This window comes from Streptomyces sp. NPDC022910, from assembly GCF_055561075.1.
In genome coordinates this window covers 21,922-47,203 of record NZ_JBVHHL010000025.1, presented here as the reverse complement: position 1 = coordinate 47,203, position 25,282 = coordinate 21,922, and the positions used below count along the sequence as shown (strand labels likewise).

The window sequence follows — 25,282 nt, the reverse complement described above, 5'->3', positions numbered from 1 at the left end:
CCCGACCCACGCGCCACAACCTGCCCGCGGCGGCCCGGCCCGCGATCAGGTCGCGAGGCCCACCGTCGGCGCGTTCTCCCGGCCGCGCAGGGCAGCCGCGGCCGCGCCCACAAGGCCCGCGTCCGTGCCCATCAGCGCGGGCGTCACGGTCAGGCGCTGTACGAAGGACAGCGTGGCGTAGTCGGCCAGCGCCTTGCGCAGAGGGCTGAAGAGGACGTCGCCGGCCTTGCCCACTCCCCCGCCGATGACGGCGATGTCGATCTCGACGAGCGTCGCGGTCGCGGCGATGCCCGCGGCAAGCGCCTGGGCGGCCCGCTCGAAGGATGCCACGGCCACCGGGTTGCCCGCCCGGGCAGCGGCGGCCACCGCGGCGGCAGAGGTGTCCCCGTCGGGACCCGGCTGCCAGCCGCCCTCCAGGGCGCGACGCGCGATGTTCGGCCCGCTCGCGATCCGCTCCACGCAGCCCCGCGACCCGCACGGGCACGGATCGCCGTCGAGGTCGACGCTGATGTGCCCGATGTGACCCGCGTTTCCGGTCGGGCCCGGGTGCAGGCGTCCGCCCAGCACCAGTCCGCCGCCGACGCCCGTCGACACCACCATGCACAGCGCGTTGTCGTGCCCGCGCGCCGCGCCCTGCCAGTGCTCGGCGGCGGTGATGGCCACACCGTCGCCGATCAGCTCGACGGGCAGGCCGCCCGTCGCGGCACGGACCCGCTCGACCAGCGGATAGTCGCGCCAGCCCGGTACGTTGACAGGGCTCACCGTACCCGCGGAGGCGTCCACCGGACCGGCACTGCCGATGCCGACGGCGTGCGCCCTGTCCCAGAACGAGGAGTCCGTCAGCTCTCCGAGGACGTCCTCCACGGCCCTCATCACGGTGTCGCCGTCCTCCTGCGCGGGCGTCGCACGCTGCGCGCGCAGCAGGATCCGGCCGTGGCCGTCCACCAGCGCTCCGGCGATCTTGGTGCCGCCGATGTCGAGCGCGGCCACGAGGTCGGTGTGCATCAGTGTCAGGTCTCCCAATGCTTCGGTCGTACCGGCCAGGCGAGCGGCGGCCGCCGCCACGGGTCCGGTTTTCCCCCGGCCGGGCACAGGCAGGAAGCGCCCCTGGGGGAAGCGCAGGCCGGAGATTGCGGTGGACAGTGTCCCCCGCATCTGACAACGTTGTCCAGGCCCTATGCTCGACGCCACATCCACATACAACCCCATGGACCGACGCACCCCCGTGGACGACAGGACAGGACAGCGCATCGTGCCCGACACCGCCCGCCGACCCGAGAACCGCTACGGCAACCGTCCGACCATGAAGGACGTGGCAGCGCGGGCCGGAGTCGGCCTGAAGACGGTCTCGCGCGTGGTCAACGGCGAGCCCGGGGTCACCCCGGACACCGAACGCCGCGTCCAGGAGGCCATCGAGGCGCTCGGCTTCCGCCGCAACGACAGCGCGCGGGTGTTGCGCAAGGGCCGCACCGCGAGCATCGGCCTGGTCCTGGAGGACCTCGCGGACCCGTTCTACGGGCCGCTGAGCCGCGCGGTCGAGGAGGTCGCCCGGGCCCACGGCGCGCTGCTGATCAACGGCTCCAGCGCGGAGGACCCGGACCGCGAGCAGGAGCTGGTGCTGGCGCTGTGCGCGCGCCGCGTGGACGGACTGGTCGTCATCCCCGCCGGTGACGACCACCGCTATCTGGAGCCCGAGATCAAGGCGGGTGTCGCCACGGTGTTCGTGGACCGCCCCGCCGGCAGGATCGACGCCGACGTGGTGCTGTCCGACAGCTTCGGCGGCGCCCGCGACGGAGTCGCCCACCTCATCGCGCACGGCCACCGCCGGATCGGCTTCATCGGCGACATGCCGCGCATCCACACCGCGGCGGAGCGCCTGCGCGGCTACCGGGCCGCCATGGAGGACGCGGAGATACCCGTCGAGCGCTCCTGGATGTCCCTCGGTGTCACCGACCCCGAGCGGGTGCGACGGGCCGCCGAGGAGATGCTGTCGGGTCCCGCCCCCGTCACCGCGATCTTCGCGGGCAACAACCGCGTGACGGTCACCGTCGTCCGTGTCCTCGCCGAGCACAGCCGCCCGGTCGCCCTCGTCGGCTTCGACGACTTCGAGCTGGCCGACCTCCTCGAGCCGGGTGTCACGGTCGTCGCCCAGGACGCCGCCGCCCTCGGCCGCACGGCCGCCGAGCGCCTCTTCCGCCAGCTCGACGGCACCCTCATCGCCCCCGAACGCATCGAACTCCCCACCCGGCTGATCACCCGCGGCTCGGGCGAACTGCCGCCCGCCGACTGAAGAGTGGCGCTCCGCCGGGCCGACGGGAACCGTGCGGGGCGTCAAGCGCCATGGAGGGGCGGGTCGTTAAGGGCGCCGTTACTCACCCGAGATCGTGAGATCTCCCCGCCGCGGTGCCGCAAAGCCTTCCAGTTCCGCTCGGGTCAGGCCGCTGGCCTCCGCCACCTCCTCGATGTCCAGCGCGCCGCAGTCCAGCCCCCGCAGCAGATAGCCGCTCAGCGCCTTGGCGGTCGCGGGCTCGTCCATCACATCGCCGCCGGTGCGGTTGGCGTAGCGGGCCAGGCGTGCCGCGGCCTGTTCGAAGCCCTCGCGGTAGAACGCGAAGACGGCGGCGTACCGGGTCGGGAGGTGGCCGGGGTGCATGTCCCAGCCTTGGTAGTAGGCGCGGGCCAGCGCCCGCCGGGTGAGGCCGTAGTGCAGCCGCCAGGCGTCGTGCACCTTGTCGGTCGGGCCGACCGGCAGGACGTTCGTGGAGCCGTCGCAGACTCGTACCCCGGTGCCGGCGGCCGCGACCTGCATGACCGCCTTGGCGTGGTCGGCGGCCGGGTGGTCACTGGCCTGATAGGCCGCGGACACGCCGAGGCAGGCGCTGTAGTCGAAGGTGCCGTAGTGCAGTCCGGTGGCGCGGCCCTCGGCGGCCTGGATCATACGGGCGACCGTCGCGGTGCCGTCTGCGGCGAGGATGGCCTGGCTGGTCTCGATCTGGATCTCGAAACCGATGCGCCGGGGCTCGAGCCCGCGCGCCTTCTCGAAGGCCTCCAGCAGCCGCACCATGGCGGCCACCTGCTCGGCATACGTCACCTTGGGCAGCGTGAGCACAAGCCCGTACGGCAGACCACCGACCTCCATCAGGCCCGTCAGGAAGATGTCGAGCGTGCGGATGCCGCGGTTGCGGACCGGCGCCTCCATGCACTTCATGCGGATGCCCATGTACGGAGCGGCCGTGCCGTTCCGGTAGGCCTCGGCCACCAGCCGGGCCGTGCGCGCGGCGGCCTCGTCCTCCTCGGCGTCCGGGCGCGGCCCGTAGCCGTCCTCGAAGTCCACGCGCAGGTCTTCGATCGGCTCACGCTCCAGCTTCGCGCGCACGCGGTCGTGGACGGGCCCGGCGAGGTCGTCGGCGAGACCCAGGACGGCGGCCAACGAGGCGGCGTCCGGGGCGTGTTCGTCGAGGGAGGCGAGGGCCGCATCGCCCCAGGAGCGGATGGTGCCGGCGGCGAAGACGTCACCGGGGACGTAGACGGTGTGGACGGGCTGACGGGTGCCGGGGTCGCCGGGGTAGCGGCGCTCCAGTTCGCGGTCGACCGGGGCGAGAGAGGCGCTGATCTCCTCGCTGATGGCGCCCGCGAGGCTCGTCGCCACCCGCTCCTGCTGCCCCTGACGCATCCCACAGCCTCCCGTTTTCCGCTTTATGGAATCAACAATCCGTAGAGCGAAGCTATCCGTGGATCTTGTCGCCGGTCAACACCCTCTTGCATGCCGGGCACTCGTCGATTTCCATGGGAGACACGCCCACCTTTGCCATGTTCACGCCCACCTCATACGGCTCTGTCACACTACGGTGCGCCCGGCTCGTCCGGCACCCGCCACCCAAGGAGCCCCTCGTGCCCCACCACAGCCGAGTCACGCGCCGCCTGGGCCTCAAGACCGCCGTGGCAGCCGCGGTCACCCTCCCCCTCTCCAGTACAGCACTGTCCCTGCAACACGCCTCGGCGTCGGACCTGCACGACCGTCATCTGGAGGTCATGTCGTTCAACCTCCGCTTCGCGAGCACCGCCGAACCCAACAGCTGGGCGGTCCGCCGCCCGGTGATGCGCACGCTCCTGCGCCGGGAGCGGCCGCACGTCATCGGCACCCAGGAAGGCATCTACCATCAGGTCCGCGACATCGCGGCCGACCTCGGAGCGGACTACGCGTGGATCGGTACGGGACGCGCGGGCGGCAGTCGCGACGAGTTCGTCACCGTGTTCTACGACGCGGGCCGGCTCGCCCCGGTGGAGTACGACCACTTCTGGCTCTCCGCAACCCCCGAAGTGATCGGCTCCAACACATGGGGCGGCGCCTGCATCCGGATGGCCACCTGGGCCCGCTTCCGTGATCTGCATTACGACGGGCGGGAGTTCTACGTCCTCAACACCCACCTGGACAACGCGAGCCAGTACGCACGCACCCATGCCGCCTCCCTCATCGCCGACCGCGTCGCCGGACTCGACCGCTCCCTTCCGCTCGTCATGACCGGCGACTTCAACGCGGTGGCCCGCAGGAACCCCGTCTACGACACACTCATCGGCGCAGGTCTCGTCGACACATGGGACACGGCCGCCGAGCGCACCGCCCTGTACGGCACCTTCCACGGCTACCGGCCACTGAGACCGAACGGCGACCGCATCGACTGGATCCTGGCCACGCCTGGAGTGACGGCGCATTGGGCGTCGATCAACACCTTCTCGCACGAGGGCCGGTTCCCCAGCGACCACCTGCCCGTGCAGGCGTCGCTGACCCTGGGATGAACGAGGCCCCCGCGACCGCGGCGCGGTCGCGGGGGCCTCGTCCCCGTGGAGTCGCTCAGCCCTTGCGGGACTTGATCTCCTCGGTCAACTGCGGGACGACGTCGAAGAGGTCGCCCACCACGCCGTAGTCGACCAGGTCGAAGATCGGCGCCTCGGCGTCCTTGTTGATCGCCACGATCGTCTTCGAGGTCTGCATACCGGCGCGGTGCTGGATCGCACCCGAGATGCCCGAGGCGATGTACAGCTGCGGCGAAACGCTCTTGCCGGTCTGGCCGACCTGGTTGGTGTGCGGGTACCAGCCCGCGTCCACCGCGGCGCGCGAGGCACCGACGGCCGCACCGAGGGAGTCGGCGAGCGCCTCGATGAGCGGGAAGTTCTCCGCGCCGCCCACACCACGGCCACCGGAGACCACGATCGCGGCCTCGGTCAGCTCCGGACGGCCCGTCGACTCACGCGGCGTACGTCCGGTGACCTTCGTGCCGGTCGCCTTCTCGGAGAACGTGACCGACAGGGCCTCCACCGCGCCCGCGGCCGGGGCGGCCTCGACCGCCGCGCTGTTGGGCTTGACGGTGATGACCGGGGTGCCCTTGATGACACGGGACTTGGTGGTGAACGAGGCGGCGAACACCGACTGGGTGGCCACCGGGCCCTCGGCGCCGGCCTCGAGGTCGACAGCGTCGGTGATGATGCCCGAGCCGATGCGGACCGCGAGGCGGGCGGCGATCTCCTTGCCCTCGGCGGAGGACGGCACCAGAACGGCGGCCGGGGACACGGCCTCGTAGGCGGCCTGCAGGGCGTCCACCTTGGGCACGACCAGGTAGTCGGCGTACTCGGCGGCGTCGTGCGTGAGGACCTTCACCGCGCCGTGCTCGGCGAGCGTGGAGGCGGTGTTCTCCGCGCCTGCGCCGAGGGCGACGGCGACCGGCTCGCCGATGCGGCGGGCCAGCGTGAGCAGCTCCAGGGTGGGCTTGCGGACGGCACCGTCCACGTGGTCGACGTAGACGAGAACTTCAGCCATGGGAATGGATCTCCTTGCGGATTGCGAAGTCTTCAGGGGCGGTCAGGCTGAGGAGCCTTAGATGAACTTCTGGCTCGCGAGGAACTCAGCGAGCTGCTTGCCGCCCTCGCCCTCGTCCTTGACGATCGTGCCCGCGGTGCGCGCCGGACGCTCGGCAGCGGACGCGACCTTCGTCCAGGCACCGTCGAGGCCGACCTCCTCGGCCTCGATGTCCAGGTCGGACAGGTCCCAGGACTGAACCGGCTTCTTCTTGGCCGCCATGATGCCCTTGAAGGACGGGTAGCGCGCTTCACCCGACTGGTCGGTGACCGACACGACCGCGGGGAGCTGCGCCTGGAGCTGCTCGGAGGCGGTGTCGCCATCACGGCGGCCCGTGACGACGCCGTCCTCGACCGAGACCTCGGACAGCAGGGTGACCTGCGGGACGCCCAGGCGTTCGGCCAGCAGCGCGGGGACCACACCGGCCGTGCCGTCGGTGGACGCCATACCGGAGATCACCAGGTCGTAGCCGGCCTTCTCGATCGCCTTGGCGAGCACCAGCGAGGTACCGATGATGTCGGTGCCGTGCAGGTCGTCGTCCTCCACGTGGATCGCCTTGTCGGCACCCATGGACAGGGCCTTGCGCAGCGCGTCCTTGGCGTCCTCCGGGCCCACCGTCAGCACGGTGACCTCGGCGTCGTCGGCGTCCTCCGCGATCTGCAGCGCCTGCTCGACCGCGTACTCGTCGAGCTCGGAGAGGAGACCGTCCACGTCGTCCCGGTCGACGGTCAGGTCATCGGCGAAGTGCCGGTCGCCAGTGGCGTCGGGCACGTACTTCACAGTGACAACGATCCTCAAGCTCACGCCGGCTCTCCTACTGCATCGTCATTTCTGGGCTGCCTTCTTGCAGGCAGCATAGGCGCCTGAAGCGGCCGATCCCGGTCGGGGCGACCCCGCGCTCCGAACGAAATATTACTCGCCAGTACACCCAGTACATGCCCACTGAGCAAGCGCTTTGAACTGTGACCTTGACAACGCTGTGTAACCGGCCGGGAGACCTGCCCGGAGGCCGACGGAGCCGACTCAGTCACGCAGGCCGTTGAAGCGTCCTTGGTGATAGAGCAGCGGGCGCCCCGCCCCGGAGGGATCGCCGAGGACCACCTCGGCGAGGACGATGCGGTGGTCCCCCGCGGGCACCCGCGCCACCACGCGGCACACAAGCCAGGCGAGCACGTCGTGCAGCACGGGAACCCCCTGGGGACCCTCGCGCCAGCTGGTGGGCGCGCCGAAGCGGTCGGCACCGCTCTGGGCGAAGGTGTCGGCCAAGGCCTCCTGGTGTTCGCCGAGTATGTGTACGCCGACGTGGTCGGCCTCGGAGATGACGGGCCAACTCGATGCGCCGACCCCGATGCCGAACGAGACGAGCGGGGGTTCGGCGGAGACGGAGGTGACGGAGGTGGCGGTGAAGCCCACCGGCCTGCCGCCGCCTTGGGCGGTGATCACGGCGACTCCCGCCGCGTGCCGCCGGAAGACGGAACGCAGCAGGTCCGGGGAAGCGAGCTGAGGGGTGCCGAGGTCGGGCGTGGCCGTCATGGAGTTGTCCTTCTGCGAGAGGTCGTGGGGGCCCGTGACTGCTCAGCAGGCCGGACAGCGCGCACTCGCGGTGCGGGCCAGGTCCACGTGGACACGCTCGAAGAGAAGGAGTTCCGGAGGCATACGGTCAGGCTGACGATAGATGGTGGGCACAGTCAAGTGTGTTCCGGCATCTGGGAGATCCGTCATCGGCTGCCTCACGGTCACCTCACAGTTTTCAGGAGGGCCCGGCCGTGTCGGCCGAGGGGGCGTCAGACGGCCTCGCCGAGCGCGGCGATCACGTCCGCCTTGCGGGGCTGCCCCGTCGCCCGCCGTACGATTTGTCCGTCCGCGTCGAGGACGAGCACGGTCGGCGTTTTCAGGATGTCCAGGGCACGGACGAGTTCGAGCCGCTGCTCGGCGTCGATCTCCACATGGGTGACGCCGGGCACCATTGCGGCCACCTCGGTGAGGATCCGTCGCGTCGCCCGGCACGGGGCGCAGAAGGCGCTGGAGAACTGGACCAGCGTCGCCCGCTCGCCGAGCCCCTGTCCCAACTCGGCGGCGCCGAGCCGCTTTCCGTCGTCCCGCCCGCGCACTCTCACTCTCCCGCTCCGCCGCCGGTGCAGCACTCCGTACGCGCTCGCCAGCGCAAGCACGGTCACGCACACCATCAATCCCGTCATCGTCCGCTCCAGCGTTCATGAGACTGCAAAGATTCCCGACTCCACGAATCGTTTCCGCTGCGGAATGCTTGATTCATGGACATCGACGTGAGAGGGCCCCGCTTCGGGGCGGCCGTGACGACCGTAGTGCTGGCCGTCGTCCTGGTCACCGGCAGTGCCTGGCTGCTGGCTTGGCAGCTCCTGGCATTCGCCCTCGGCGCGGCCGGAGGCGTGGCGCGCTCACCCTACGGCTGGTTGTTCCGGATGCTCGTCCGGCCGCGGATCGGGCCGCCGACGGAGTTCGAGGCGCCGCAGCCACCGCAGTTCGCGCAGGCGGTCGGCCTCGTCTTCGCCGTCCTCGGACTCGCGGGCTACACCGCGGGACCACAGTGGCTCGGGCTCGCTGCAACGGCAGCCGCGCTGGCGGCCGCCTTCCTCAACGCCGCTTTCGGGTACTGCCTGGGGTGCGAGTTGTACCTGCTCGTACGGCGGGTGGCGGTACGCGCGGAGTAAGGAGAGATCCACGAGGCGGTGCAGACGGGTGACGTGACGAGGATCTCGCCGCTCACCGGCACCAGGACTGGCCCCGCGTCCGTTCTTCGGGCACGATCTGCGAGATGCCGTAACCCTACGGCTGCGTAACTTCCGCTGGGAGCCCCTTCCCAGACAGACAGAAGGGTCGTCCCGTCCATGGCTGAGCTTGTCTACCGTCCCGTCATCGGTCTCGCCCTCACGATGTTCAAGGCGTGGGACCTGCGGATCGACTGCAAGGGGTCGGAGAACATCCCACGCTCGGGCGGTGCGGTGCTGGTGAGCAACCACATCAGCTATCTGGACTTCATCTTCAACGGACTTGCGGCGCTCCCGCAGAAGCGTCTGGTGCGCTTCATGGCCAAGGAGTCCGTCTTCCGGCACAAGGTCTCCGGCCCGCTGATGCGCGCCATGAAGCACATCCCGGTAGACCGCAAGCAGGGTGAGGCGGCGTACGCGCACGCGCTGGACTCGCTGAAGTCGGGTGAGGTCATCGGGGTCTTCCCGGAGGCCACGATCTCGCAGTCGTTCACCCTGAAGGGCTTCAAGTCGGGTGCCGTACGCCTGGCGCAGGAGGCCGGCGTCCCGCTGGTCCCGATGGCTCTGTGGGGCACGCAGCGGCTGTGGACCAAGGGACACCCGCGCAACTTCCGGCGCAGCCACACCCCGATCACGATCCGGGTCGGCGAGGCGGTCGAGGCCTCGCGCGACACCTACGCCGGCGCGCTCACGCGCCAGCTGCGCGAGCGGGTCCAGGAACTGCTGGAGGCCGCGCAGCGTGCGTACCCCGTGCGTCCCAAGGGCCCGGAAGACACCTGGTGGATGCCCGCCCACCTCGGCGGCACCGCACCGACCCCGGAGCAACTGCGCGCCGCCGAGGCGCACTGACGCACATCAGGCGGGGGCGTGGACGGTGATCCGGGCCCCGGGGCTGAACTTCTCCAGCAGCTCGGCCAGTTCGGCAGCGGCCTTCTCGACGTCGGCCACCGGCATCGGAGCCAGGCTCTCCAGCAAGAAGAGCGCCGAGTTGGACTGCTCCGTGAGGCGGGTGCGCGGCCCCTGGCGCCAGTTCCAGCGGCGGCAGGTCACGCCGGCCTCGTCGCGCCAGACCACCTCACCGGCATCCGGGTGCTCGACGGTCTCCTCGCCCGCCTCGACGGTCACGAACTCCTCGTCCCCCGTGGCCCGTACGAGGTGCATGGCGCCCTGGATGAGGTCGAGGTCCTCGCCTCCGACCGGGATCAGATGGGCGACGCTGATCGCGTTGTAGACGTCGACGAGCACATTGATCCGGGGCAGACCGGCATCCGACAGGGCCCGCTTCGCCAGCGCCTCCGCCGAGTTCCGGGTGCGCGACGGCTTGGCGCCGAAGGCCGTGTACATCGCGCGCCAGGCCGCCATGTGCGGGTCCTCGTGCGGGGCGCGCCCTTCCAGGCGCACCGCGAGCCGGCAGGCAGCGTCCTCGAGCAGGGCCGACGTGCCGTCGGTGCTGGGGCCGTTGACCAGGCCATGCGCCTCGATCGCGACGTGGGTGAAGCCGGGCGCGAGAGCGCGCACCGCGTCGGACACGGTCAGGGTGGGAGTCATCGCCTGCCTCAGAGTGCGGTGGGGAGCGTCTTCCAGAGGGTCGGCCGGTCGGGCGCGGCCTTGAGGACGCTCAGCACAACCGGGTGAGGTTCAGCATACAGGACTCGATAGTCCTCTTCATTGGACTTCTCGTCGGGGATCCAGGCCAGCCGTTCACCGTCGAGAGAGAACCGGGCGTCGACGCCCGGCTTGTTGCCGCGGGGATCCTGTCGATGCCAGGCGCCGTGGAAGCGAACCGCGACGAGACCGTGCACCACATCGAACCTCTGATAGCAGAGGGCGGTCGGGATGTCCTCGGCCCGCAGCAGGGCCGCGAGCGCGTGTGCCTTGGCGTAGCAGATGCCGGTGCGCTGCTCCAGGACGTCGGAGGCACGCCAGGTCACACGAAGATCGCCCGAGTCCTGGGAGTGAGGGATCTCGTCCCGCACGAACTCAAACGCCGCGTGCGCATAGTCATACGAGTTCGTTGCGAGGGCGGCGAGGCGCGCGGCGGTCTCCCGTACCAGCGGATGATCGTGGTCGATGACCTTGTCGGCAGCCAAGTAGGCGGACAGATCGGGGGCGCTCTGGATCAGCTCCATGCCTGCAGAGCATAGAAACGCGATCACCGAGAGTCAATGACTTTTCGGGAGACCACATATCTATGCAGGCGTGGGCGCTCGACTACCGCGCCATCTCCTCCTTCAGCGCGGCCACGAACGCGTCCACGTCCTCCTCCGTCGTGTCGAACGCGCACATCCAGCGCACCACACCGGCGGCCTCGTCCCAGAAGTAGAACCGGAACCGCTTCTGGAGCCGGACGCTCACGTCGTGCGGGAGCTTGGCGAAGACCCCGTTGGCCTGGACCGGGTAGAGGATCTCCACACCGTGGACCGCGCGCACGCCCTCCGCCAGCCGCTGCGCCATCTCATTGGCGTGACGGGCGTTGCGCAGCCACAGGTCCTTGGCGAGCAGTGCCTCCAGCTGCACCGACACGAAGCGCATCTTGGAGGCGAGCTGCATGGACAGCTTGCGCAGGTGCTTCATGTGGCTGACGGCGTCCTGGCTGATGACGACGACCGCCTCGCCGAACAGAGCGCCGTTCTTCGTCCCGCCGAGCGAGAGGATGTCGACGCCGACGGCGTTGGTGAACGTCCGCATCGGCACATTCAGGGAAGCGGCCGCGTTGGCTATCCGGGAGCCGTCCAGATGCACCTTCATCCCGTGCGCGTGGGCGTGCTCGCAGATCGTGCGGATCTCGTCCGGCGTGTAGAGGGTGCCCAGCTCGGTGCTCTGAGTGATCGAGACGACCTGCGGCATCGCGCGGTGCTCGTCCTCCCAGCCGTAGGCCTGCCGGTCGATGAGCTCAGGCGTGAGCTTGCCGTCCGGGGTGGGCACGGTGAGGAGCTTGAGGCCACCCATGCGCTCGGGGGCGCCGCCCTCGTCGACGTTGATGTGCGCGCTCTCGGCGCAGATCACCGCGCCCCATCGGTCGGTGACCGCCTGGAGCGCGACGACGTTCGCACCGGTGCCGTTGAAGACCGGGAAGGCCTCGGCCGTCGCGCCGAAGTGGCTGCGGACGATGCCCTGGAGGTTCTCGGTGTACGCGTCCTCGCCGTACGCGACCTGGTGGCCGCCGTTGGCCACGGCCAGGGCGGCGAGCACCTCGGGATGGGCCCCGGCGTAGTTGTCGCTTGCGAAACCGCGGACCTCCGGGTCGTGATGGCGACGCGCGTCGGTCTTGGGAGGGTTCACGGCTTCTCGGTCAGCCACAGACGGTTTCCGTTCACTTCGGCGGCGGGCTTCTCCCAGATGCCGGCGATGGACTCGGCCAGGTCCTTGACGTCGGTGAAGCCCGCGAACTTCGCGTTGGGACGCTCGGCGCGCATCGCGTCGTGCACCAACGCCTTCACCACGAGGATCGTAGCCGCCGACGTCGGCCCCTCGGCGCCCCCGGCCTTGCGGAAGAAGTCGGCCATGGCCAGCGTCCACGCCTCGGCGGCGGCCTTGGCGGCGGCGTAGGCGGCGTTGCCCGCGGTGGGCTGGCTTGCGCCCGCGGCACTGATCAGGACGTACCGGCCACGATCGCTGTGCTGCAGCGCCTCGTGGAAGGCCAGTGTGGTGTGCTGCACGGTGCGGATGAGCAGCAGTTCGAGGAAGTCCCAGTCGTCGAGGCTGGTCTTGGTGAAGGTCTCACTGCCGCGCCAGCCGCCGACGAGGTGCACGAGACCGTCGACGCGGCCGAAGTCCTTCTCGATGTGGGTGGCCCAGTCACGGGTGGACTGCAGATCCAGCAGATCAACCGTGTCCCCGACGACAGTGGCGCCACCGTGCGCGTAGCGGGCGGCGTCCACGGCCTCCGAGAGCCGCTCGGGGTCGTTGTCGGAGGCGACGACGGTCGCTCCGGCCTCGGCCAGGCGCAGCAGCGTCGCCCGGCCGGCGGGTCCGCCAGCGCCGGCCACCGCGATCACCGCACCGCTCAGTACCCCGTTCCCGTTCCCCATCTTTGCCTCCCGCTGAGCAGTGTTGGTGCGGTCGCTCACGCAGCGATCCGCTCGACGCCGTCCGCCGTGATGCCCTTGGTCGAGGCGATCACGTTCTTCAGTTTCTTGGACAGTGCCTCGTAGAACATGCTCAACGGAAACTCGTCCGGAAGCACGTCATCGACGAGCTTGCGCGGCGGCTGGGTCAGGTCGAGGGCGTCGGGGCCCTTGGCCCACTTGGAGCCCGGGTGCGGGGCGAGGTAGGTGGAGACCAGCTCGTAGGCCTTGAACCAGTGCACGAGCTTCGGGCGGTCGATGCCCTCCCGGTACAGCGTCTCGATCTCGCCGCACAGCTGGTTGGTGACCTGCGGGGCGCGCTGCCAGTCGATGGAGAGCTTGTTGTCCGTCCAGCGGACCACGTCGTGTTTGTGCAGGTAGGCGAAGAGCAGCTGGCCGCCGAGACCGTCGTAGTTGCGCACGCGCTCGCCGGTGACCGGGAAACGGAACATGCGGTCGAAGAGCACCGCGTACTGCACGTCGCGGCCCTGCGGAAAGCCGTCGGCCTCCAGCTTCACGGCCTCCTTGAAGGCGGTGAGGTCGCAGCGCAGCTCTTCCAGGCCGTACATCCAGAACGGCTGGCGCTGCTTGATCATGAACGGGTCGAACGGCAGGTCGCCATGGCTGTGGGTGCGGTCGTGGACCATGTCCCACAGTACGAACGCCTGCTGGCATCGCTCCTGGTCGTGGACCATCGCGGAGATGTCCTCGGGCAGCTGAAGGCCCAGGATGTCGACGGCGGCCGCGGTGACGCTGCGGAAGCGGGCGGCCTCGCGGTCGCAGAAGATGCCGCCCCAGGAGAAGCGCTCGGGGGCCTCGCGCACGGCGATGGTCTCCGGGAAGAGGACGGCCGAGTTGGTGTCGTAGCCCGCGGTGAAGTCCTCGAAGGTGATGCCGCAGAACAGCGGGTTGTCGTAGCGGGTGGCCTCCAGCTCGGCGAGCCAGTCGGGCCACACCATGCGCAGCACGACCGCTTCGAGGTTGCGGTCGGGGTTGCCGTTCTGCGTGTACATCGGGAAGACGACCAGGTGCTGGAGCCCGTCCCGGCGGTCCGCGGCGGGCCGGAAGGCCAGCAGCGAGTCCAGGAAATCCGGCACCTTGAAGCCCTCGTCGGCCCACCGGTGCAGGTCCTTCACGAGTGCCTCGTGGTAGGCGGAGTCGTGAGGCAGCAGCGGGGAGAGCTCCGTGACGGCGTCCGCCACACGGTGCACGGCGAGCTTCGCCTCCTCGGACGCGGGCCCGCCCTCGGCGTCGAAGTCGATCGAGCCGTCCTTGGCCTGCCATGGCCGGATCTGTTCCACGGCACCCTTGAGCACGGGCCAGGCGGGATGGTCCACCACCCTGCCCTGCGGAGGAACCCGCTCCTCCAGACCCGCCTGCACAAGAATTTCCGTCATGACCCAACCTCCACGGGAGAACCTCGCGTAAGGACACCGTATGTGTACCCGGTTTCCTCCAGCAAGTGGAGGGTCGGGAAATTATCCTGCCCTCCCTCCGATTCACCGCTCTTTTTCCTGTCGGTCACCCTGGGTGCAAAGAGTTCCTCTACCCAAGGTCGAGCTGCGCGAACGTCGCCGCGAGCGGCTCTCCGGCCACGAAGGCCCGCTCACGGTGACGGGGCCGGGCGGACGGCAAGGACCACGCGGCGGAGTTCGAACGGCGAAGTTCGGCCATGAGCCGTGGAACATGGCACGGGTCAACATCGGCGCGACGCGCCCACCCAGGGGTGACACGCGGTCGGCGGTGGGATCCGTGTTCGCACCGCGCCGCGCGCTCATTGCCCCGTGTACGAGTGGGTTCAGCACGGAGTCGGGCCGTTAGGCTGCGGCCGTGCCGCGCCCGCACGGGAGCGCCGCGCGGCAGCCGAGCCGCCGTCGACGGAAGCGAGTTGAACCTTGAACTTCCTCACCATCGGTCACCGCGGAGTCATGGGTGTCGAACCCGAGAACACCCTCCGTTCCTTCCTCGCCGCCGAGCGTGCGGGCCTCGACCTGATCGAACTCGATCTGCATCTGAGCAAGGACGGCAGCCTTGTGATCATGCACGATGCCGACGTCGACCGTACGACCGACGGCACGGGGCCGATCGCGGACAAGACCCTCGCCGAACTGCGCACCCTCGACGCGGGCCGCGGTGAGCGTGTCCCCGTCTTCGAAGAGGTCCTGGACGCGGTGAAGGCGCCGCTCCAGGCAGAGATCAAGGATGTGGCGGCGGCGCGGGCTTTGGCCGAGGTGATGAACCGCCGGGACCTGGTCGACCGGGTGGAGGTGTCGTCGTTCCACGACGAGGCGATCACCGAGATCGCCCGGCTCGTACCAGGTGTGCGCACCGCGCTGGTCGCCGGCCGCTACGGTACCGACGTCGTGGAGCGCGCCGTCCGGGCCTGTGCCCCAACGGTCTGCCTGGACATCCGCCGGCTGACCCTCGAGGTCGTCGAGCACGCACGCAAGGCGGATCTGAAGATCATCGGCTGGGTCGTCAACACCCTGGACCATCTGCGGCTCGTCCGTGCCCTGGAACTGGACGGCGCGACCACCGACTACCCGGAGATCAAGCGCACCGGCCGGTTCACCGCATGAACGTCTCTCCGGGATGAATGTCGCTTCGGGGATCGTGCCCGCAGTCAGACCAGCGGCTTGACCAGGAGCTCGAACTGCAGGTCGTCGCGCTGCGGGACACCGAAGCGCTCGTCGCCGTACGGGAAGGGGGTCATCCGTCCCGTACGGCGGTAGCCCCGCCGCTCGTACCAGGCGATGAGGTCGTCCCGGACGGAGATCACGGTCATCTGCATCTGGGAGACACCCCAGGCCGCGCGGGCCGTCCGCTCCGCCTCGGCGATGACCGCCTTGCCAAGGCCCCCGCCCTGGAGTGTGGGACTGACCGCGAACATGCCGAAGTAGGCGTGGTCATCATGGTGTTCCAGCTGGCAGCAGGCGATGATCGCCCCGTCCCGCTCCACGGTGAGCAGCCGGCTGTCGGGCGACTTGATGACCTGGAGCACGCCCTCGGGGTCGGTGCGCTGCCCCTCCAGGATGTCCGCCTCGGTGGTCCAGCCGGCCCGGCTGGAATCACCGCGGTATGCCGACTCGATCAGCGCGACCAGCGCCTCGACATCGGCGTCGGTGGCGTCGCGGAACGTCAGGCCGGTCGTGGCGGTGGCGGCGCTGGCGGCGCTTTCCATGGGTCGCTTCTCCGATTCAGTGGCGCGGCGCGGGCATCGCCGAGAGTAACCCTCCCGCTAGGCTCCGGATGCATGGTCCACGTACTGAGCAGCCGCATCCTGCTGCGTCCCACCGACCCGGAGCGCTCTCGGGCCTTCTACGGCGAGAAACTCGGCCTTCCGGTCTACCGGGAGTTCGGCACCGGACCGGAGCGCGGGGTCGTGTACTTCCTCGGCGGCGGCTTCCTGGAGGTGGCGGGCCGCGGTGACGTGCCGCCCTCCCCCGCACTGAAGCTCTGGCTTCAGGTACCGGACGCGGCGGCCGCGCACAAGGAGCTGACAGACGCCGGGGTCGGAATCGTACGGCCGCCCTTGAAGGAGCCGTGGGGCCTGATCGAGATGTGGATCGAGGACCCGGACGGCACACAGGTCGTGCTCGTGGAGATCCCGGCCGACCATCCCCTGCGGTACCGCCCCGGGATCTGATGCCTCGGCCCGGGGGCGGGACTAGTCTGCTGAAGGGGAGGCAAGCGGCGGGAGGCACTCCATGAAGCTCGAGAAACCGGTGCCCGGAGGACCCTGCTGGACAGAGCTCGGGACCAACGACCTGGAGGCGGCCAAACGGTTCTACGCCGACCTGTTCGGCTGGCGTCCGGAGACCGACCCTCGGCAGGAGGCGGGCGGCTACACGGTCGCGCATCTCGGTGACGCGCCGGTCGCGGCCCTCTCCCCCCTGTACCAGGAGGCGCAGCCGGTCGCCTGGAACGTGTCGTTCGCGGTCACCGACGCGGACGCGTCCGCCGAGGGGGTGCGGGCTGCCGGCGGGACGGTGGTCCTCGGACCGATGGACGTCTTCGACGCGGGCCGCTTCACGGTCGCCCTCGATCCCGGAGGCGCGGCCTTCCAGATGTGGCAACAGCGGACCTTCCCCGGTGCGGGGCTGTTCAACGCGCCCGGGGCGCTCGGCTGGGTGGAGCTGCTCACCCGCGAGCCGGAGAGAGTCACCGACTTCTACACGACGGTCTTCGGCTGGACCGTGAACGCCTCCGAGGAGTACACGCAGTGGGGGATCGACGACGCCGACTTCGGCGGCATGCTGACGATGGACGACCGGTTCCCGCCCGAGGTGCCGTCGCACTGGCTGCCCTACTTCGCGGTCGAGGACGTGGATGCCACGACGGCCGCCGCGACGCGGGCGGGCGCGAGGGTCCTGATGGAGCCGACCTCGGTCCCCGACGGCCCCCGCATCGCGGTCCTGAAGGACCCGCAGGGCGCGGTGTTCGGTGTGTACCTGGCAGGTCAGGAGGGCTAGCCGCACGGCGGCACCTCGATGACCGGGGCGTACGTCGAGCTCTGTCCGTAACGGTTGAAGGTCCTGCCGCGAAGTCGGGCAGCTCGTCGGCGGTGAACGTCAGCGTGTCCACGCCCTCCGCCGGGGTCACCGGGACGGTGAGGTCCCGGAAGGCGTTGAAGTGGAAGGTGGTGGGGAACAGGACGCGTCGTACCGTGCCCCCGTTCACCGACAGGTCCGCGTGGCGGCACACCGGGTCCGGGTTGTAGTGGGTGGCGGGGGCCTGCCCGCCGTCCGAGTAGCGGACCATGAGCGCCTACCGTCCGCTGCGAGTGGCCGTGAGGGTGAGTGTGAGCGCGTTCGCCGGACCCCGGCCGACGCCGCAGACCGCCTTGCCGCCGGTGGCGAAGGCGTATGCGCCGGTCACCTTCGCCTTGCCCGTCACGGTGCCCTCCTCGACCGGGTACACGGTGGTCGTGAGGCGCTCCTGCCGTCCCGCGTCTTGGTGGCGACCGTCCGCAGGCACATGCCTTCCGACGACCGCGCGACTGGGTACGCCGTCGCCGTGCGGACCGTAGAGCGTGCCGCTCGCACCTCCGTGGAAGGCCCTGGTCTCGGTGCCGAGGTCGACGGTGAGCGTCTCGGCGGCGTCGGACCGGTGGGACATGGTGAGCGACCCCCAAGAAACCGCGTGGTTCGATGCTTGGCACGTCGGTCGGATGGGCGAACCGTCCGTAGGAGGGCGGTTCGACCGGTGTCGACGGTCGTTGATCGCAGTTTCCCACGGTGCGCGATCAGCCCCGCGACGCGCCGAGCCTGCCCTCCAGCTGGACGAGCAACTCACCGAGCAGAGCGGCCAGTCCACGCTGTCCGTCCAGGTCCAGGCCGGACAGGACGGCCGCCTCGTACGAGAGCTGTTCGGGCAGGATGCCGTCGACGAGGTCGCGGCCCGCGTCGGTGAGGCGGACGTGGGCGACTCGGCGGTCGCGGGTGTCGCCGCGCCGTTCGACCAGACCGCGTTCGGTCAGCTGCTTGAGGCGTTTGGTGACGGCGGCGCCGGAGGAGAAGGTCTCGCGGGCGATCTCACCGGGCGTCAGCTCGTGGCCCGTACGCCGCAGCGTGCCGAGGACGTCGAACTCGGGTCGGCTGAGCCCCACGCGGCGCAGTGGTGCGTCCTCGGCCTGCTGCAGCAGGGCGGAGCAGCGGTTGATGCGACCGATGATCTCCATGGGACCGGTGTCGATGTCGGGGAGGACGGCGTGCCACTGGCGCACGACGGCGGCGACGATGTCGTCCGCCGGCCCCTGCCCGGCGGTGCCGCTCCCCGTGGCCCGCCGTCCGCCGGCCCCGGCGCCCGCGTCCTTTCGTCCGACCGCGCCGTTGTCCGCGCCCTCCCGCCCGGCGCCACGGTTCCCCGTCGTCGCCGCCCGTCCGTTCGGTGCCGTCATGCCCGTGCGCCTTCCGAGGTGTGCAGTCCCTGCCGTCGTACCGTCGCGGCGAGCGTACGGTGCCCGTCCTGTTCGACGCGCACCACCCGCTCCTCCGGCAGGGCGCGCTGCCACCACTCACCGGCCGCGGCGTCGGCCGTTGCGCGCAGGTCCACGACGGCGGCGGCCAGACCACGGCGGGCGGCGTCCAGGGCCCCCGGTTCGGGGCGCTCCGCAGCCAGGACACCGTCCGCGCGTTCACGGGCCCGCTCCACGGCGGCGAGGGCGTGTTCGATCTGGTCACCCGCGCGCCGGTTGGTGACGGCGATCGCGGCGACGAAACCGACCAGCGCCCCGATGAGGGTGTCCAGGACCCTGTCGGCCATCAGAGCGCCGGGCTCCTGATAGTGACCGAACTCGGTGATGAGCAGGGCCATAGGGGTCACACAGACGCTGCCGATCCAGTAGTTGCGGCTGATCAGTGCCTCGGCGCCGAAGTTGAAGGCGAGACCGCAGAGCACGAGGGCCAACTGGCTCAGGTGGGCGACCGGGGCGATGGCGGAGAAGAGCAGCACGCCGACGAGGTTTCCGACGACGCGCTGGACACCGCGGCGCCAGGTGAGGGTGACGTTGGCCTGATAGAGCGAGGCAGCCGTGACCAGCGCCCAGTAGGGGCGGCCGACGCCGAGCGCGAGTGAGGCGTATCCGGCGAGGGCACAGCCGAGCGCGGTACGCAGGGCGATGGGGGCGAGCGGGCCGAGCCGGTGGCGCAGCGGGCGCCGCGGGCTGTCGAGTTCGACCTCCACACCGAGGAGTTCGTCGGCCGCGTCCCCGAGGTCGCCGGGCCGCGGTACCGGCCCGGTGCCCCGCAGGGCGCGAGCCCGGGCGCGCAGCCGCTCGGGGTCGGTGTCGGCGGGTGCCGCGAGTGCGACTTCGGCCCGCACGACGAGCCGTTCGAGAGCGCGCCGGGGCGCGGAGCGGGCACCGGTGGACAGCAGTGACTGCCAGGCGGTGTGCACGGCGGCCGCGGCACCGGCCCGGGCGGCGGCTTGCCCGGTCTCGACGAACGCGGCTGCGGCGCTCAGGGCGTGGGCGGTGGCGCGGCGCTCGGGGCCGTGCGGCCGCAGCAGACCGGGGGCCATCCCGACGATCCAGGACCACGCGCCCGCCACGGCGGCGAGGGCGATGTGGCCGGGAACCTGGCCGAGGGACTGCGGGACGAACAGGGCTGCCGAAGTGATGAAGGTGAAAATCACGTTGCCCGGCGGTCCGATACGCGTCGCGTCGCAGAGCGCCTTCTGAACGGCCGCCAGCAGGGCACCGACGGTCACCAGGACCACCGCGTTCGCGGTCAGCGACGCGGCGACCAGGGCGATTGCAAGACCGCCGAGCATGCCGAGGACGACTCGGGCGAGGACTCCGGCCCTGGCCGCGTACGGACGGTTGTGCGCGTAGAGGGCGCAGAGGGAGCCCGCCATCGTGTAGACCGCCAGGTCGAGGCGGCCGAGGACGAGCAACGTGAGGTTCGGCGGGGCGACCGCGGCGACCACACTCAGCGCGGGCTTGAACCAGATGTCGGAGGGCCTGCCGGGACGCAGGAGTCCGGACAGGGGAAGAGGGCGCACACGGGAGGTTCTGGGGGTCGCACTGCTCATGGGTACAAGTTTAGCAGATGTTTTACTCATAAATGATTCTAGCGCCAGGGCTCCGGCCTGCGGCTCGGGCTTCGCGCTCCCCCCTGTACCCCTGTGCGCTCGGTTGCACACCGTGCGTGACGGGCATGCCCCATGCGACCGTCCGAGACCGTCGAGCGCGGAGGTGCGCGGTGCACGGACCGGCTTCACCCGGCTGGTTGCTCGTCGCGCTGTGCGCGGCGACCGGGGCCTACTGTCTGCTGCGCATGCGCAGCGCCTTTGAGGAACAGCGCCGGGCCGCGGGCGGCGAGGCGCTGATGGCGTTCGGAATGGCGGTGATGGCCGTCCCCGCGGCGGTCGCCACGCCGACACGCGGGGCTTTGATCGCCTATGTGGTGGTCTTCGGCGGGGCGGCCGTGCACGCGCTGTGGGCCGCCCGTTCGAGCGCCCACCATCTGCACCATCTGGTGGGCACGTCCGCGATGGTCTACATGGCGGCGGCGATGACCGCCTCTCCCGGACACCACGGCCATGGCGGCGTCGCACCTCTCACCGGGGTCCTCCTGATCTACTTCGCGGCGTACGTGCTGTGGTCCGGAGTGCGGTTGGTGCCGGCCGCGGCGTCGGCCACGGCGGTGGCCACGGCCGGGGACGCACGCACCGTCGGCTGGGGTGACCGGCCGGAACTCGCGCGCGCGTGCCGACTGTCGATGGCCATCGCGATGCTGGCCATGCTCCTCACGCTCTGAGGGGGAGCCCCGCGCAAGCACCTCGGCCGTCGGCCGGTGCCGCACCGAATGGTGGCGTGCGTCACTTTGCCGCGACAGTACGTATCCCGTGGCGACGCCCGGCTCATAGGCTTCGGCCCATGATGGTCCCCGCGGCACTGCTGCTGCTCGGCGCCCTGACCGCCGTTCTCGCTCCGCGGCTGCTCGCCCGGGCGGACTGGCCGGACCGAGAACCGGTGGTCGCCCTCTGGGTCTGGCAGTGCGTGGTGGCGGCGGTACTGGTGTGCTGCGCGCTGTCGATGACACTGAGCGCGGCCGCCGCCTGGGTGGCCGTGCGGGGCCATGTGTTCGCTTCCGCGCCGCACTCGGTCGTGGACGCCTACGCGTTGGGCACCGGGAGCGCGTGGGCCGCGACCACCGCGGTGGCGCTGGCGTGCGGCGGGGTGTGGAGCGCAGCGATGCTGGTCCGGGAGTTCGCCCGGGCGCGGGCGCGACGGCGGCAGAGCCGGGCCGAACTGGTCGTACGCGCCCCGCTGTTGCCCGGCGAGGAGCTCGGCAGCGACCGGCTCGTGGTCCTGGAGGGAGAACGCCCGGACGCCAAGTGGCTGCCCGGCGCCTCGCCCCAACTAGTGATCACCACGGCCGCGTTGCGTCGGCTCAAGGGCAAGCAGCTGGACGCGGTGCTCGCCCACGAGCAGGGGCACGCGCGGGCCCGGCACGACTGGCTGCTGCACTCCTCGGCCGCGCTGGCCAACGGTTTTCCGCAGGTACCGGTCTTCGCCGCGTTCCGGGACGAGATGCACCGGCTGGTCGAACTCGCCGCCGACGACATGGCGTCGCGCCGTCACGGCCGTCTCACCACCGCTCTGGCACTGGTGGAACTCAACGAGGACCGGGGCGTGTTCGGACCCTGCCCCACCCCACAGGCCCATGTTCCGCAACGTGTCCACCGTCTCCTCACTCCCCCGGACCGGCTGCCGGCGAAACACCGGCTGCGGCTGACCGCGACCGCGGCGCTGGTTCCCGTGATTCCGGTGCTGGTGGCGTTCGTACCGGGGCTCCGGGCTCTGGGATAGCCGCCGAACGAGTGGGACGCGTTCCTGGTTGGCTCGGGCCCCTGGCATCGGGGAGGATCACGGTATGCAGCCCGTGCCTGTCGACTCCCCGCCCCACCGGCCGAACCCAAGGGGCGCGACGCTCTCCGCCGTGGCCCTTGCCGTCACGGCGGTGTTGCTCCTGTTGCTGGTCGCCGTCTCCTGGCACCCGCTCATGGCGCTGGACGACGACATCGCTCACACCACACACCGCTGGGCGGTCGGCCACCGAGGGATCACACATGTGTGCCGCATCCTGACGGACTGGGTGTGGGACCCGGCGACCATACGCCTTCTGTGCGCGGCCGCGGTGGTCTGGCTGCTGTGGCGGCACCGGGCCTGGTGGCTCGCGCTGTGGGTGGCCGTCACCTGTGCGCTGGGCGCCCTCGCGCAGAACTCCCTCAAGGCGGCGGTCGGCCGGACACGCCCCGTGTGGTCCGACCCCGTCGACTCCGCCCACAACGCGGCCTTCCCCTCCGGTCACGCCATGACGGCGGCCGTGGTGTGTGGCCTGCTGCTGTGGCTCCTCCGCCGGTACGGCGCCGGGCGCGTCCTGTGGCGTACGGCGCTGGCGGTGGCGGTGATCTCCGTCGTGGGCGTCGGGGTGACCCGGGTCTGGCTGGGAGTGCACTGGCCGTCGGACGTGGTGGGTGGCTGGTTGTTCGGGGCGCTGCTGGTCGTACTCGCGCTGGCGTCGTACGAGCGGTGGAGCGGCGCAGAGGCCCCGGGGACGCGGAGCGGGCATTCTTGACCGTGCGGAGCGCCTCGAGAAAGATCGTCCCCATGGCGGCCAAAGGCGTGCTCTTCGATTTCTCCGGGACCCTCTTCCGTATCGAGTCGGCCGAATCGTGGCTGCGCGCGGTGCTCGCGGAAGCCGGCGTCGCGCTGCCCGAGGCGGAACTGGTGCGCACGGCCGAGCGGCTGGAGTCGGCGGGCGCGCTGGCCGGCGGCGCCTTCCCCGAGGGGCCGCTGCCGGACGACCTCGCCTCGCTGTGGGCCGTCCGGGACCGCAGCGCCGACGCGCACCGGGCCGCGTTCACCGGCCTCTCCCGTCGGGTGCCGCTGCCGGACCCCGGGCTGCACGACGCACTGTACGACCGCCATATGACGCCCGCCGCCTGGCGCCCCTACCCCGACGCGGCCGAGGTGCTCGGCGCGCTGCGCGAGCGCGGGGTGGCCGTCGGCGTGGTCAGCAACATCGGCTGGGACCTGCGCCCGGTCTTCCGCGAGCACGGCGTCGCCCCGTACGTGGACGCGTACGTGTTGTCCTACGAACACGGCATCCAGAAGCCCGACACCCGGCTGTTCGCCCTCGCCTGCGACGCGCTCGGCGTCGCGCCGCAGGACACGCTCATGGTCGGCGACGACCGCCGCGCGGATGGGGGCGCGGCGGACCTGGGCTGCGCGGTGCACTTCGTCGACCACCGCCCGGTGACCGAACGCCCGGACGGACTCCGTCCCGTGCTGGACCTGATCGGCTGAGGCGGCTCTCCCTGTTGGTCAGCCCTGGTACCCCTCGACCTGCGACGCCGGGCGGACGCGGGCGTCGTCCGGGTTCTCGCCGAACTCGGTCTTCGCACGACGCTGGCGCAGCAGGTCCCAGCACTGGTCCAACGCGCTTTCGAGCGCAGCGAGCCGTTCGTGTTCCGTCGCGCTGTCGATCCGGCCGGACGACACCGCCTCACGCAGGCCGCGCTCCTCGTCCACCATCGCAGTGATCCTGGCCAGGATCTGATCTTCAGCCATGTGCGTTACGCCTCCTCGGGACTCCTGCCCACTCTAGGGACGGTTCAGCGGCTCTGCGACACCTGAGCCAGGGTCCTTGTCATGCGCGGGCGGCCGTGCAGTGCGGCACGCAGGGCCGGGCCGAGGGTTCGCCGTACGTCCGCCGCATCCAGCGCGACCACGGGGCCCAGCGGGTTGAGATAGCGGGTGAAGATGAGGCCGCCGATCACGGCGACCGCGGCCGTGGCCCGCTCCGTGGCGTCCCGGCCGCCGAGGTGGTCGGCGATCCGGCCGAGGACCTCGCGTTCCAGGAACTCGCGGAACACCCGCATCACGTCCTCGTCCCGCAGAGCCGTGCCGTCCATCGCCGAGAACCCGGTACCGGACGGGTCCTCCCACAGGGCGGTGACGGCGTCCAGAAGACGGTCGGCGAGTCCCGCCGGATCGCCCTTCAGGGCGCTCACGATCGCGTTCGACTGGCCACACCGCAAATTCAGCGACTCACCGAACAGCCCCTGCTTCGAGCCGAAGTGATAGCCGATGAGCGCCACGTCGACATCGGCCTCGGCGGCGACCGCGCGCAGCGTCGTTCCCTGGTAGCCACGCTCCAGGAAGAGGCCCCGGGCGACGCGGGCGATACGGGCCTTGGTGGCGGGGCGGCCCGGTGGACGGCCGCGGCTTTTATTCATCACTGTTGAATATCCCGCCCCCGGAGAACCAGTGTCAAGACACGAACGAACCATGGACCCAAGGAGAGAAGTCATGCGGATCGTCGTCTTCGGAGCGAGCGGACCCACCGGGCGCGAACTGGCCACGCAGGCGCGTGCGGCAGGCCACGCGGTGACGGCGGTGACCCGTCGGCCGTACCTGCTGGCCGGCAGCCCGGGCCTGACCGTCGCCGACGCCGACGCCACCGACCCGGACGCGGTCGACGCGGTGGTCGAGGGTGCCGACGCCGTGCTGTCCGCGCTGGGAGTCCGGCCCGGGAGGGCACCGGTGACGCTCTACTCGACCGCTGCGCGCAACATCGCCGACGCCATGGGGCGGCACGGCGTGAAGCGGCTGGTCGTGGTCAGCTCCAGCGTCCTCGACCCGGCCTGGCGGCCCAGCGGGGCCTTCTTCTTCAACCATGTGCTGGACCCCTATGTGAACCGGGTGGTCGCCCGCACCGCGCACGACGACATGCGCCGCATGGAGGCCGCGCTCCGGGAGAGCTCACTGGACTGGACGGTCGTCCGCCCGGCCGGTCTCTTCGACCATCCGGAGCCCACCCGCTACCTGGTCGAGGAGGGCAGCGCGGACGGCGTGTTCACGGCGCGGGCCGATCTCGCGGCGGCCATGCTGCGTGAACTGGTGGACGAGCGATATGTGCGCAGGGCGATGGGGGTCGTCACGAAGGACGTGAAACCGGGCATTCCGCGACTGATCTGGCGTGAGGCCGTGCGCAAGCGGTAGAACCGGCGGCCGCCCTGGACCATCCCCCGCGTGGCCCAGGGCAGACGCCGATCCGGAACCGACCGACGGGACGGGTCCGGACAGCGTTGAGTATAGTTGG

29 protein-coding genes are annotated in these 25,282 nt (G+C 70.7%); 12 read left to right on the top strand and 17 right to left on the bottom strand.

Annotated features, from left to right (window positions below):
- Window positions 1-45: 45 nt before the first annotated feature.
- On the bottom strand, window positions 46-1,005 hold the full coding sequence (locus tag ACZ3TS_RS23370; RefSeq protein WP_467621100.1) for an ROK family protein: 960 nt from the start codon (window positions 1,003-1,005) through the stop codon (window positions 46-48).
- Window positions 1,006-1,207: 202 nt separating this feature from the next.
- Between ACZ3TS_RS23370 and ACZ3TS_RS23365 the strand changes: the two genes are divergently transcribed.
- Entirely contained in the window at window positions 1,208-2,290 is a 1,083-nt protein-coding gene (locus tag ACZ3TS_RS23365; RefSeq protein ID WP_467620950.1) for a LacI family DNA-binding transcriptional regulator, read from the top strand.
- Window positions 2,291-2,368: 78 nt separating this feature from the next.
- Here ACZ3TS_RS23365 and ACZ3TS_RS23360 read toward each other — a convergent pair whose 3' ends face one another.
- Window positions 2,369-3,673: a DUF6986 family protein gene (locus tag ACZ3TS_RS23360; RefSeq protein ID WP_467620947.1), complete on the bottom strand. Its 1,305-nt coding sequence runs from the start codon at window positions 3,671-3,673 to the stop codon at window positions 2,369-2,371.
- Between the two features lie 218 nt (window positions 3,674-3,891).
- Here ACZ3TS_RS23360 and ACZ3TS_RS23355 point away from each other — a divergent pair, with 218 nt between their 5' ends.
- Window positions 3,892-4,797: an endonuclease/exonuclease/phosphatase family protein gene (locus ACZ3TS_RS23355; protein WP_467620944.1), complete on the top strand. Its 906-nt coding sequence runs from the start codon at window positions 3,892-3,894 to the stop codon at window positions 4,795-4,797.
- 55 nt (window positions 4,798-4,852) lie between these two features.
- On the opposite strand, the gene ACZ3TS_RS23350 is transcribed toward ACZ3TS_RS23355, so the two are convergent.
- From ACZ3TS_RS23350 to ACZ3TS_RS23335, 4 genes are all read right to left on the bottom strand, one after another.
- Complete coding sequence (locus tag ACZ3TS_RS23350; RefSeq protein ID WP_467620941.1) at window positions 4,853-5,815, bottom strand: electron transfer flavoprotein subunit alpha/FixB family protein; 963 nt, start codon at window positions 5,813-5,815, stop codon at window positions 4,853-4,855.
- Between the two features lie 57 nt (window positions 5,816-5,872).
- A complete protein-coding gene (locus ACZ3TS_RS23345; protein ID WP_467620939.1) occupies window positions 5,873-6,658 on the bottom strand; it encodes an electron transfer flavoprotein subunit beta/FixA family protein in 786 nt (261 codons plus the stop codon).
- A 219-nt stretch (window positions 6,659-6,877) separates the two neighbouring features.
- Entirely contained in the window at window positions 6,878-7,387 is a 510-nt protein-coding gene (locus ACZ3TS_RS23340; protein ID WP_467620937.1) for a flavin reductase family protein, read from the bottom strand.
- Window positions 7,388-7,638: 251 nt separating this feature from the next.
- On the bottom strand, window positions 7,639-8,052 hold the full coding sequence (locus ACZ3TS_RS23335) for a TlpA family protein disulfide reductase (protein WP_467620934.1): 414 nt from the start codon (window positions 8,050-8,052) through the stop codon (window positions 7,639-7,641).
- 75 nt (window positions 8,053-8,127) lie between these two features.
- Here ACZ3TS_RS23335 and ACZ3TS_RS23330 point away from each other — a divergent pair, with 75 nt between their 5' ends.
- Window positions 8,128-8,544, top strand: a complete 417-nt coding sequence (locus tag ACZ3TS_RS23330; RefSeq protein WP_467620931.1) for a DUF4395 domain-containing protein — start codon at window positions 8,128-8,130, stop codon at window positions 8,542-8,544.
- A gap of 177 nt (window positions 8,545-8,721) precedes the next feature.
- Window positions 8,722-9,450 (top strand): lysophospholipid acyltransferase family protein, encoded by a 729-nt coding sequence (locus tag ACZ3TS_RS23325; RefSeq protein ID WP_467620928.1) that lies wholly within the window; start codon window positions 8,722-8,724, stop codon window positions 9,448-9,450.
- Between the two features lie 6 nt (window positions 9,451-9,456).
- Here the strand turns inward: ACZ3TS_RS23325 and ACZ3TS_RS23320 are convergent, their stop codons facing one another.
- The 5 genes from ACZ3TS_RS23320 to ACZ3TS_RS23300 all read right to left on the bottom strand — a co-directional run bounded on the left by ACZ3TS_RS23320 (window position 9,457) and on the right by ACZ3TS_RS23300 (window position 14,065).
- A complete protein-coding gene (locus tag ACZ3TS_RS23320) occupies window positions 9,457-10,149 on the bottom strand; it encodes a B3/B4 domain-containing protein (RefSeq protein WP_467620926.1) in 693 nt (230 codons plus the stop codon).
- Window positions 10,150-10,157: 8 nt separating this feature from the next.
- Entirely contained in the window at window positions 10,158-10,730 is a 573-nt protein-coding gene (locus ACZ3TS_RS23315) for a transglutaminase domain-containing protein (RefSeq protein ID WP_467620923.1), read from the bottom strand.
- Between the two features lie 82 nt (window positions 10,731-10,812).
- Complete coding sequence (locus ACZ3TS_RS23310) at window positions 10,813-11,883, bottom strand: threonine aldolase family protein (protein WP_467620920.1); 1,071 nt, start codon at window positions 11,881-11,883, stop codon at window positions 10,813-10,815.
- On the bottom strand, window positions 11,880-12,632 hold the full coding sequence (locus tag ACZ3TS_RS23305) for an SDR family NAD(P)-dependent oxidoreductase (protein WP_467620917.1): 753 nt from the start codon (window positions 12,630-12,632) through the stop codon (window positions 11,880-11,882). Before ACZ3TS_RS23305 ends, ACZ3TS_RS23310 begins: the two co-directional genes overlap by 4 nt.
- A gap of 35 nt (window positions 12,633-12,667) precedes the next feature.
- Entirely contained in the window at window positions 12,668-14,065 is a 1,398-nt protein-coding gene (locus ACZ3TS_RS23300) for a DUF6421 family protein (RefSeq protein ID WP_467620915.1), read from the bottom strand.
- A gap of 498 nt (window positions 14,066-14,563) precedes the next feature.
- On the opposite strand from ACZ3TS_RS23300, the gene ACZ3TS_RS23295 reads away from it, so the two are divergent.
- Window positions 14,564-15,247, top strand: coding sequence for a glycerophosphodiester phosphodiesterase (locus ACZ3TS_RS23295; RefSeq protein ID WP_467620912.1), 684 nt, complete (start codon window positions 14,564-14,566; stop codon window positions 15,245-15,247).
- 44 nt (window positions 15,248-15,291) lie between these two features.
- Here ACZ3TS_RS23295 and ACZ3TS_RS23290 read toward each other — a convergent pair whose 3' ends face one another.
- Window positions 15,292-15,849 carry a GNAT family N-acetyltransferase gene (locus ACZ3TS_RS23290; protein WP_467620909.1) on the bottom strand — a complete coding sequence of 186 codons (558 nt, stop codon included), beginning with the start codon at window positions 15,847-15,849 and terminating at the stop codon, window positions 15,292-15,294.
- A gap of 72 nt (window positions 15,850-15,921) precedes the next feature.
- Between ACZ3TS_RS23290 and ACZ3TS_RS23285 the strand changes: the two genes are divergently transcribed.
- Both ACZ3TS_RS23285 and ACZ3TS_RS23280 read left to right on the top strand, forming a co-directional pair.
- A complete protein-coding gene (locus ACZ3TS_RS23285) occupies window positions 15,922-16,314 on the top strand; it encodes a VOC family protein (protein WP_467620907.1) in 393 nt (130 codons plus the stop codon).
- Between the two features lie 61 nt (window positions 16,315-16,375).
- Window positions 16,376-17,140 (top strand): VOC family protein, encoded by a 765-nt coding sequence (locus ACZ3TS_RS23280; protein ID WP_467620904.1) that lies wholly within the window; start codon window positions 16,376-16,378, stop codon window positions 17,138-17,140.
- Window positions 17,141-17,435: 295 nt separating this feature from the next.
- Here the strand turns inward: ACZ3TS_RS23280 and ACZ3TS_RS23275 are convergent, their stop codons facing one another.
- The 3 genes from ACZ3TS_RS23275 to ACZ3TS_RS23265 form a co-directional block, all read right to left on the bottom strand.
- Entirely contained in the window at window positions 17,436-17,786 is a 351-nt protein-coding gene (locus tag ACZ3TS_RS23275) for a hypothetical protein (RefSeq protein WP_467620901.1), read from the bottom strand.
- Between the two features lie 127 nt (window positions 17,787-17,913).
- Window positions 17,914-18,567 (bottom strand): MarR family winged helix-turn-helix transcriptional regulator, encoded by a 654-nt coding sequence (locus ACZ3TS_RS23270; RefSeq protein ID WP_467620898.1) that lies wholly within the window; start codon window positions 18,565-18,567, stop codon window positions 17,914-17,916.
- Window positions 18,564-20,201 carry an FUSC family protein gene (locus tag ACZ3TS_RS23265; protein ID WP_467620895.1) on the bottom strand — a complete coding sequence of 546 codons (1,638 nt, stop codon included), beginning with the start codon at window positions 20,199-20,201 and terminating at the stop codon, window positions 18,564-18,566. The genes ACZ3TS_RS23270 and ACZ3TS_RS23265 overlap by 4 nt, the downstream gene beginning before the upstream one ends.
- A gap of 170 nt (window positions 20,202-20,371) precedes the next feature.
- On the opposite strand from ACZ3TS_RS23265, the gene ACZ3TS_RS23260 reads away from it, so the two are divergent.
- The 4 genes from ACZ3TS_RS23260 (at window position 20,372) to ACZ3TS_RS23245 (ending at window position 23,484) form a co-directional block, all read left to right on the top strand.
- Window positions 20,372-20,929: a DUF5134 domain-containing protein gene (locus tag ACZ3TS_RS23260; RefSeq protein WP_467620892.1), complete on the top strand. Its 558-nt coding sequence runs from the start codon at window positions 20,372-20,374 to the stop codon at window positions 20,927-20,929.
- Window positions 20,930-21,048: 119 nt separating this feature from the next.
- On the top strand, window positions 21,049-21,984 hold the full coding sequence (locus tag ACZ3TS_RS23255; protein WP_467620888.1) for a M56 family metallopeptidase: 936 nt from the start codon (window positions 21,049-21,051) through the stop codon (window positions 21,982-21,984).
- 64 nt (window positions 21,985-22,048) lie between these two features.
- Window positions 22,049-22,753, top strand: a complete 705-nt coding sequence (locus ACZ3TS_RS23250; protein ID WP_467620886.1) for a phosphatase PAP2 family protein — start codon at window positions 22,049-22,051, stop codon at window positions 22,751-22,753.
- Between the two features lie 32 nt (window positions 22,754-22,785).
- Window positions 22,786-23,484, top strand: a complete 699-nt coding sequence (locus tag ACZ3TS_RS23245; protein WP_467620883.1) for an HAD family hydrolase — start codon at window positions 22,786-22,788, stop codon at window positions 23,482-23,484.
- A gap of 18 nt (window positions 23,485-23,502) precedes the next feature.
- Here the strand turns inward: ACZ3TS_RS23245 and ACZ3TS_RS23240 are convergent, their stop codons facing one another.
- Together ACZ3TS_RS23240 and ACZ3TS_RS23235 are read right to left on the bottom strand one after the other, a co-directional pair.
- A complete protein-coding gene (locus tag ACZ3TS_RS23240; protein ID WP_467620881.1) occupies window positions 23,503-23,748 on the bottom strand; it encodes a DUF2630 family protein in 246 nt (81 codons plus the stop codon).
- Window positions 23,749-23,792: 44 nt separating this feature from the next.
- Complete coding sequence (locus ACZ3TS_RS23235) at window positions 23,793-24,416, bottom strand: TetR/AcrR family transcriptional regulator (RefSeq protein WP_467620879.1); 624 nt, start codon at window positions 24,414-24,416, stop codon at window positions 23,793-23,795.
- Window positions 24,417-24,489: 73 nt separating this feature from the next.
- Here ACZ3TS_RS23235 and ACZ3TS_RS23230 point away from each other — a divergent pair, with 73 nt between their 5' ends.
- On the top strand, window positions 24,490-25,182 hold the full coding sequence (locus ACZ3TS_RS23230; RefSeq protein WP_467620876.1) for an NAD(P)-dependent oxidoreductase: 693 nt from the start codon (window positions 24,490-24,492) through the stop codon (window positions 25,180-25,182).
- The last annotated feature ends 100 nt before the right edge of the window (window positions 25,183-25,282 follow it).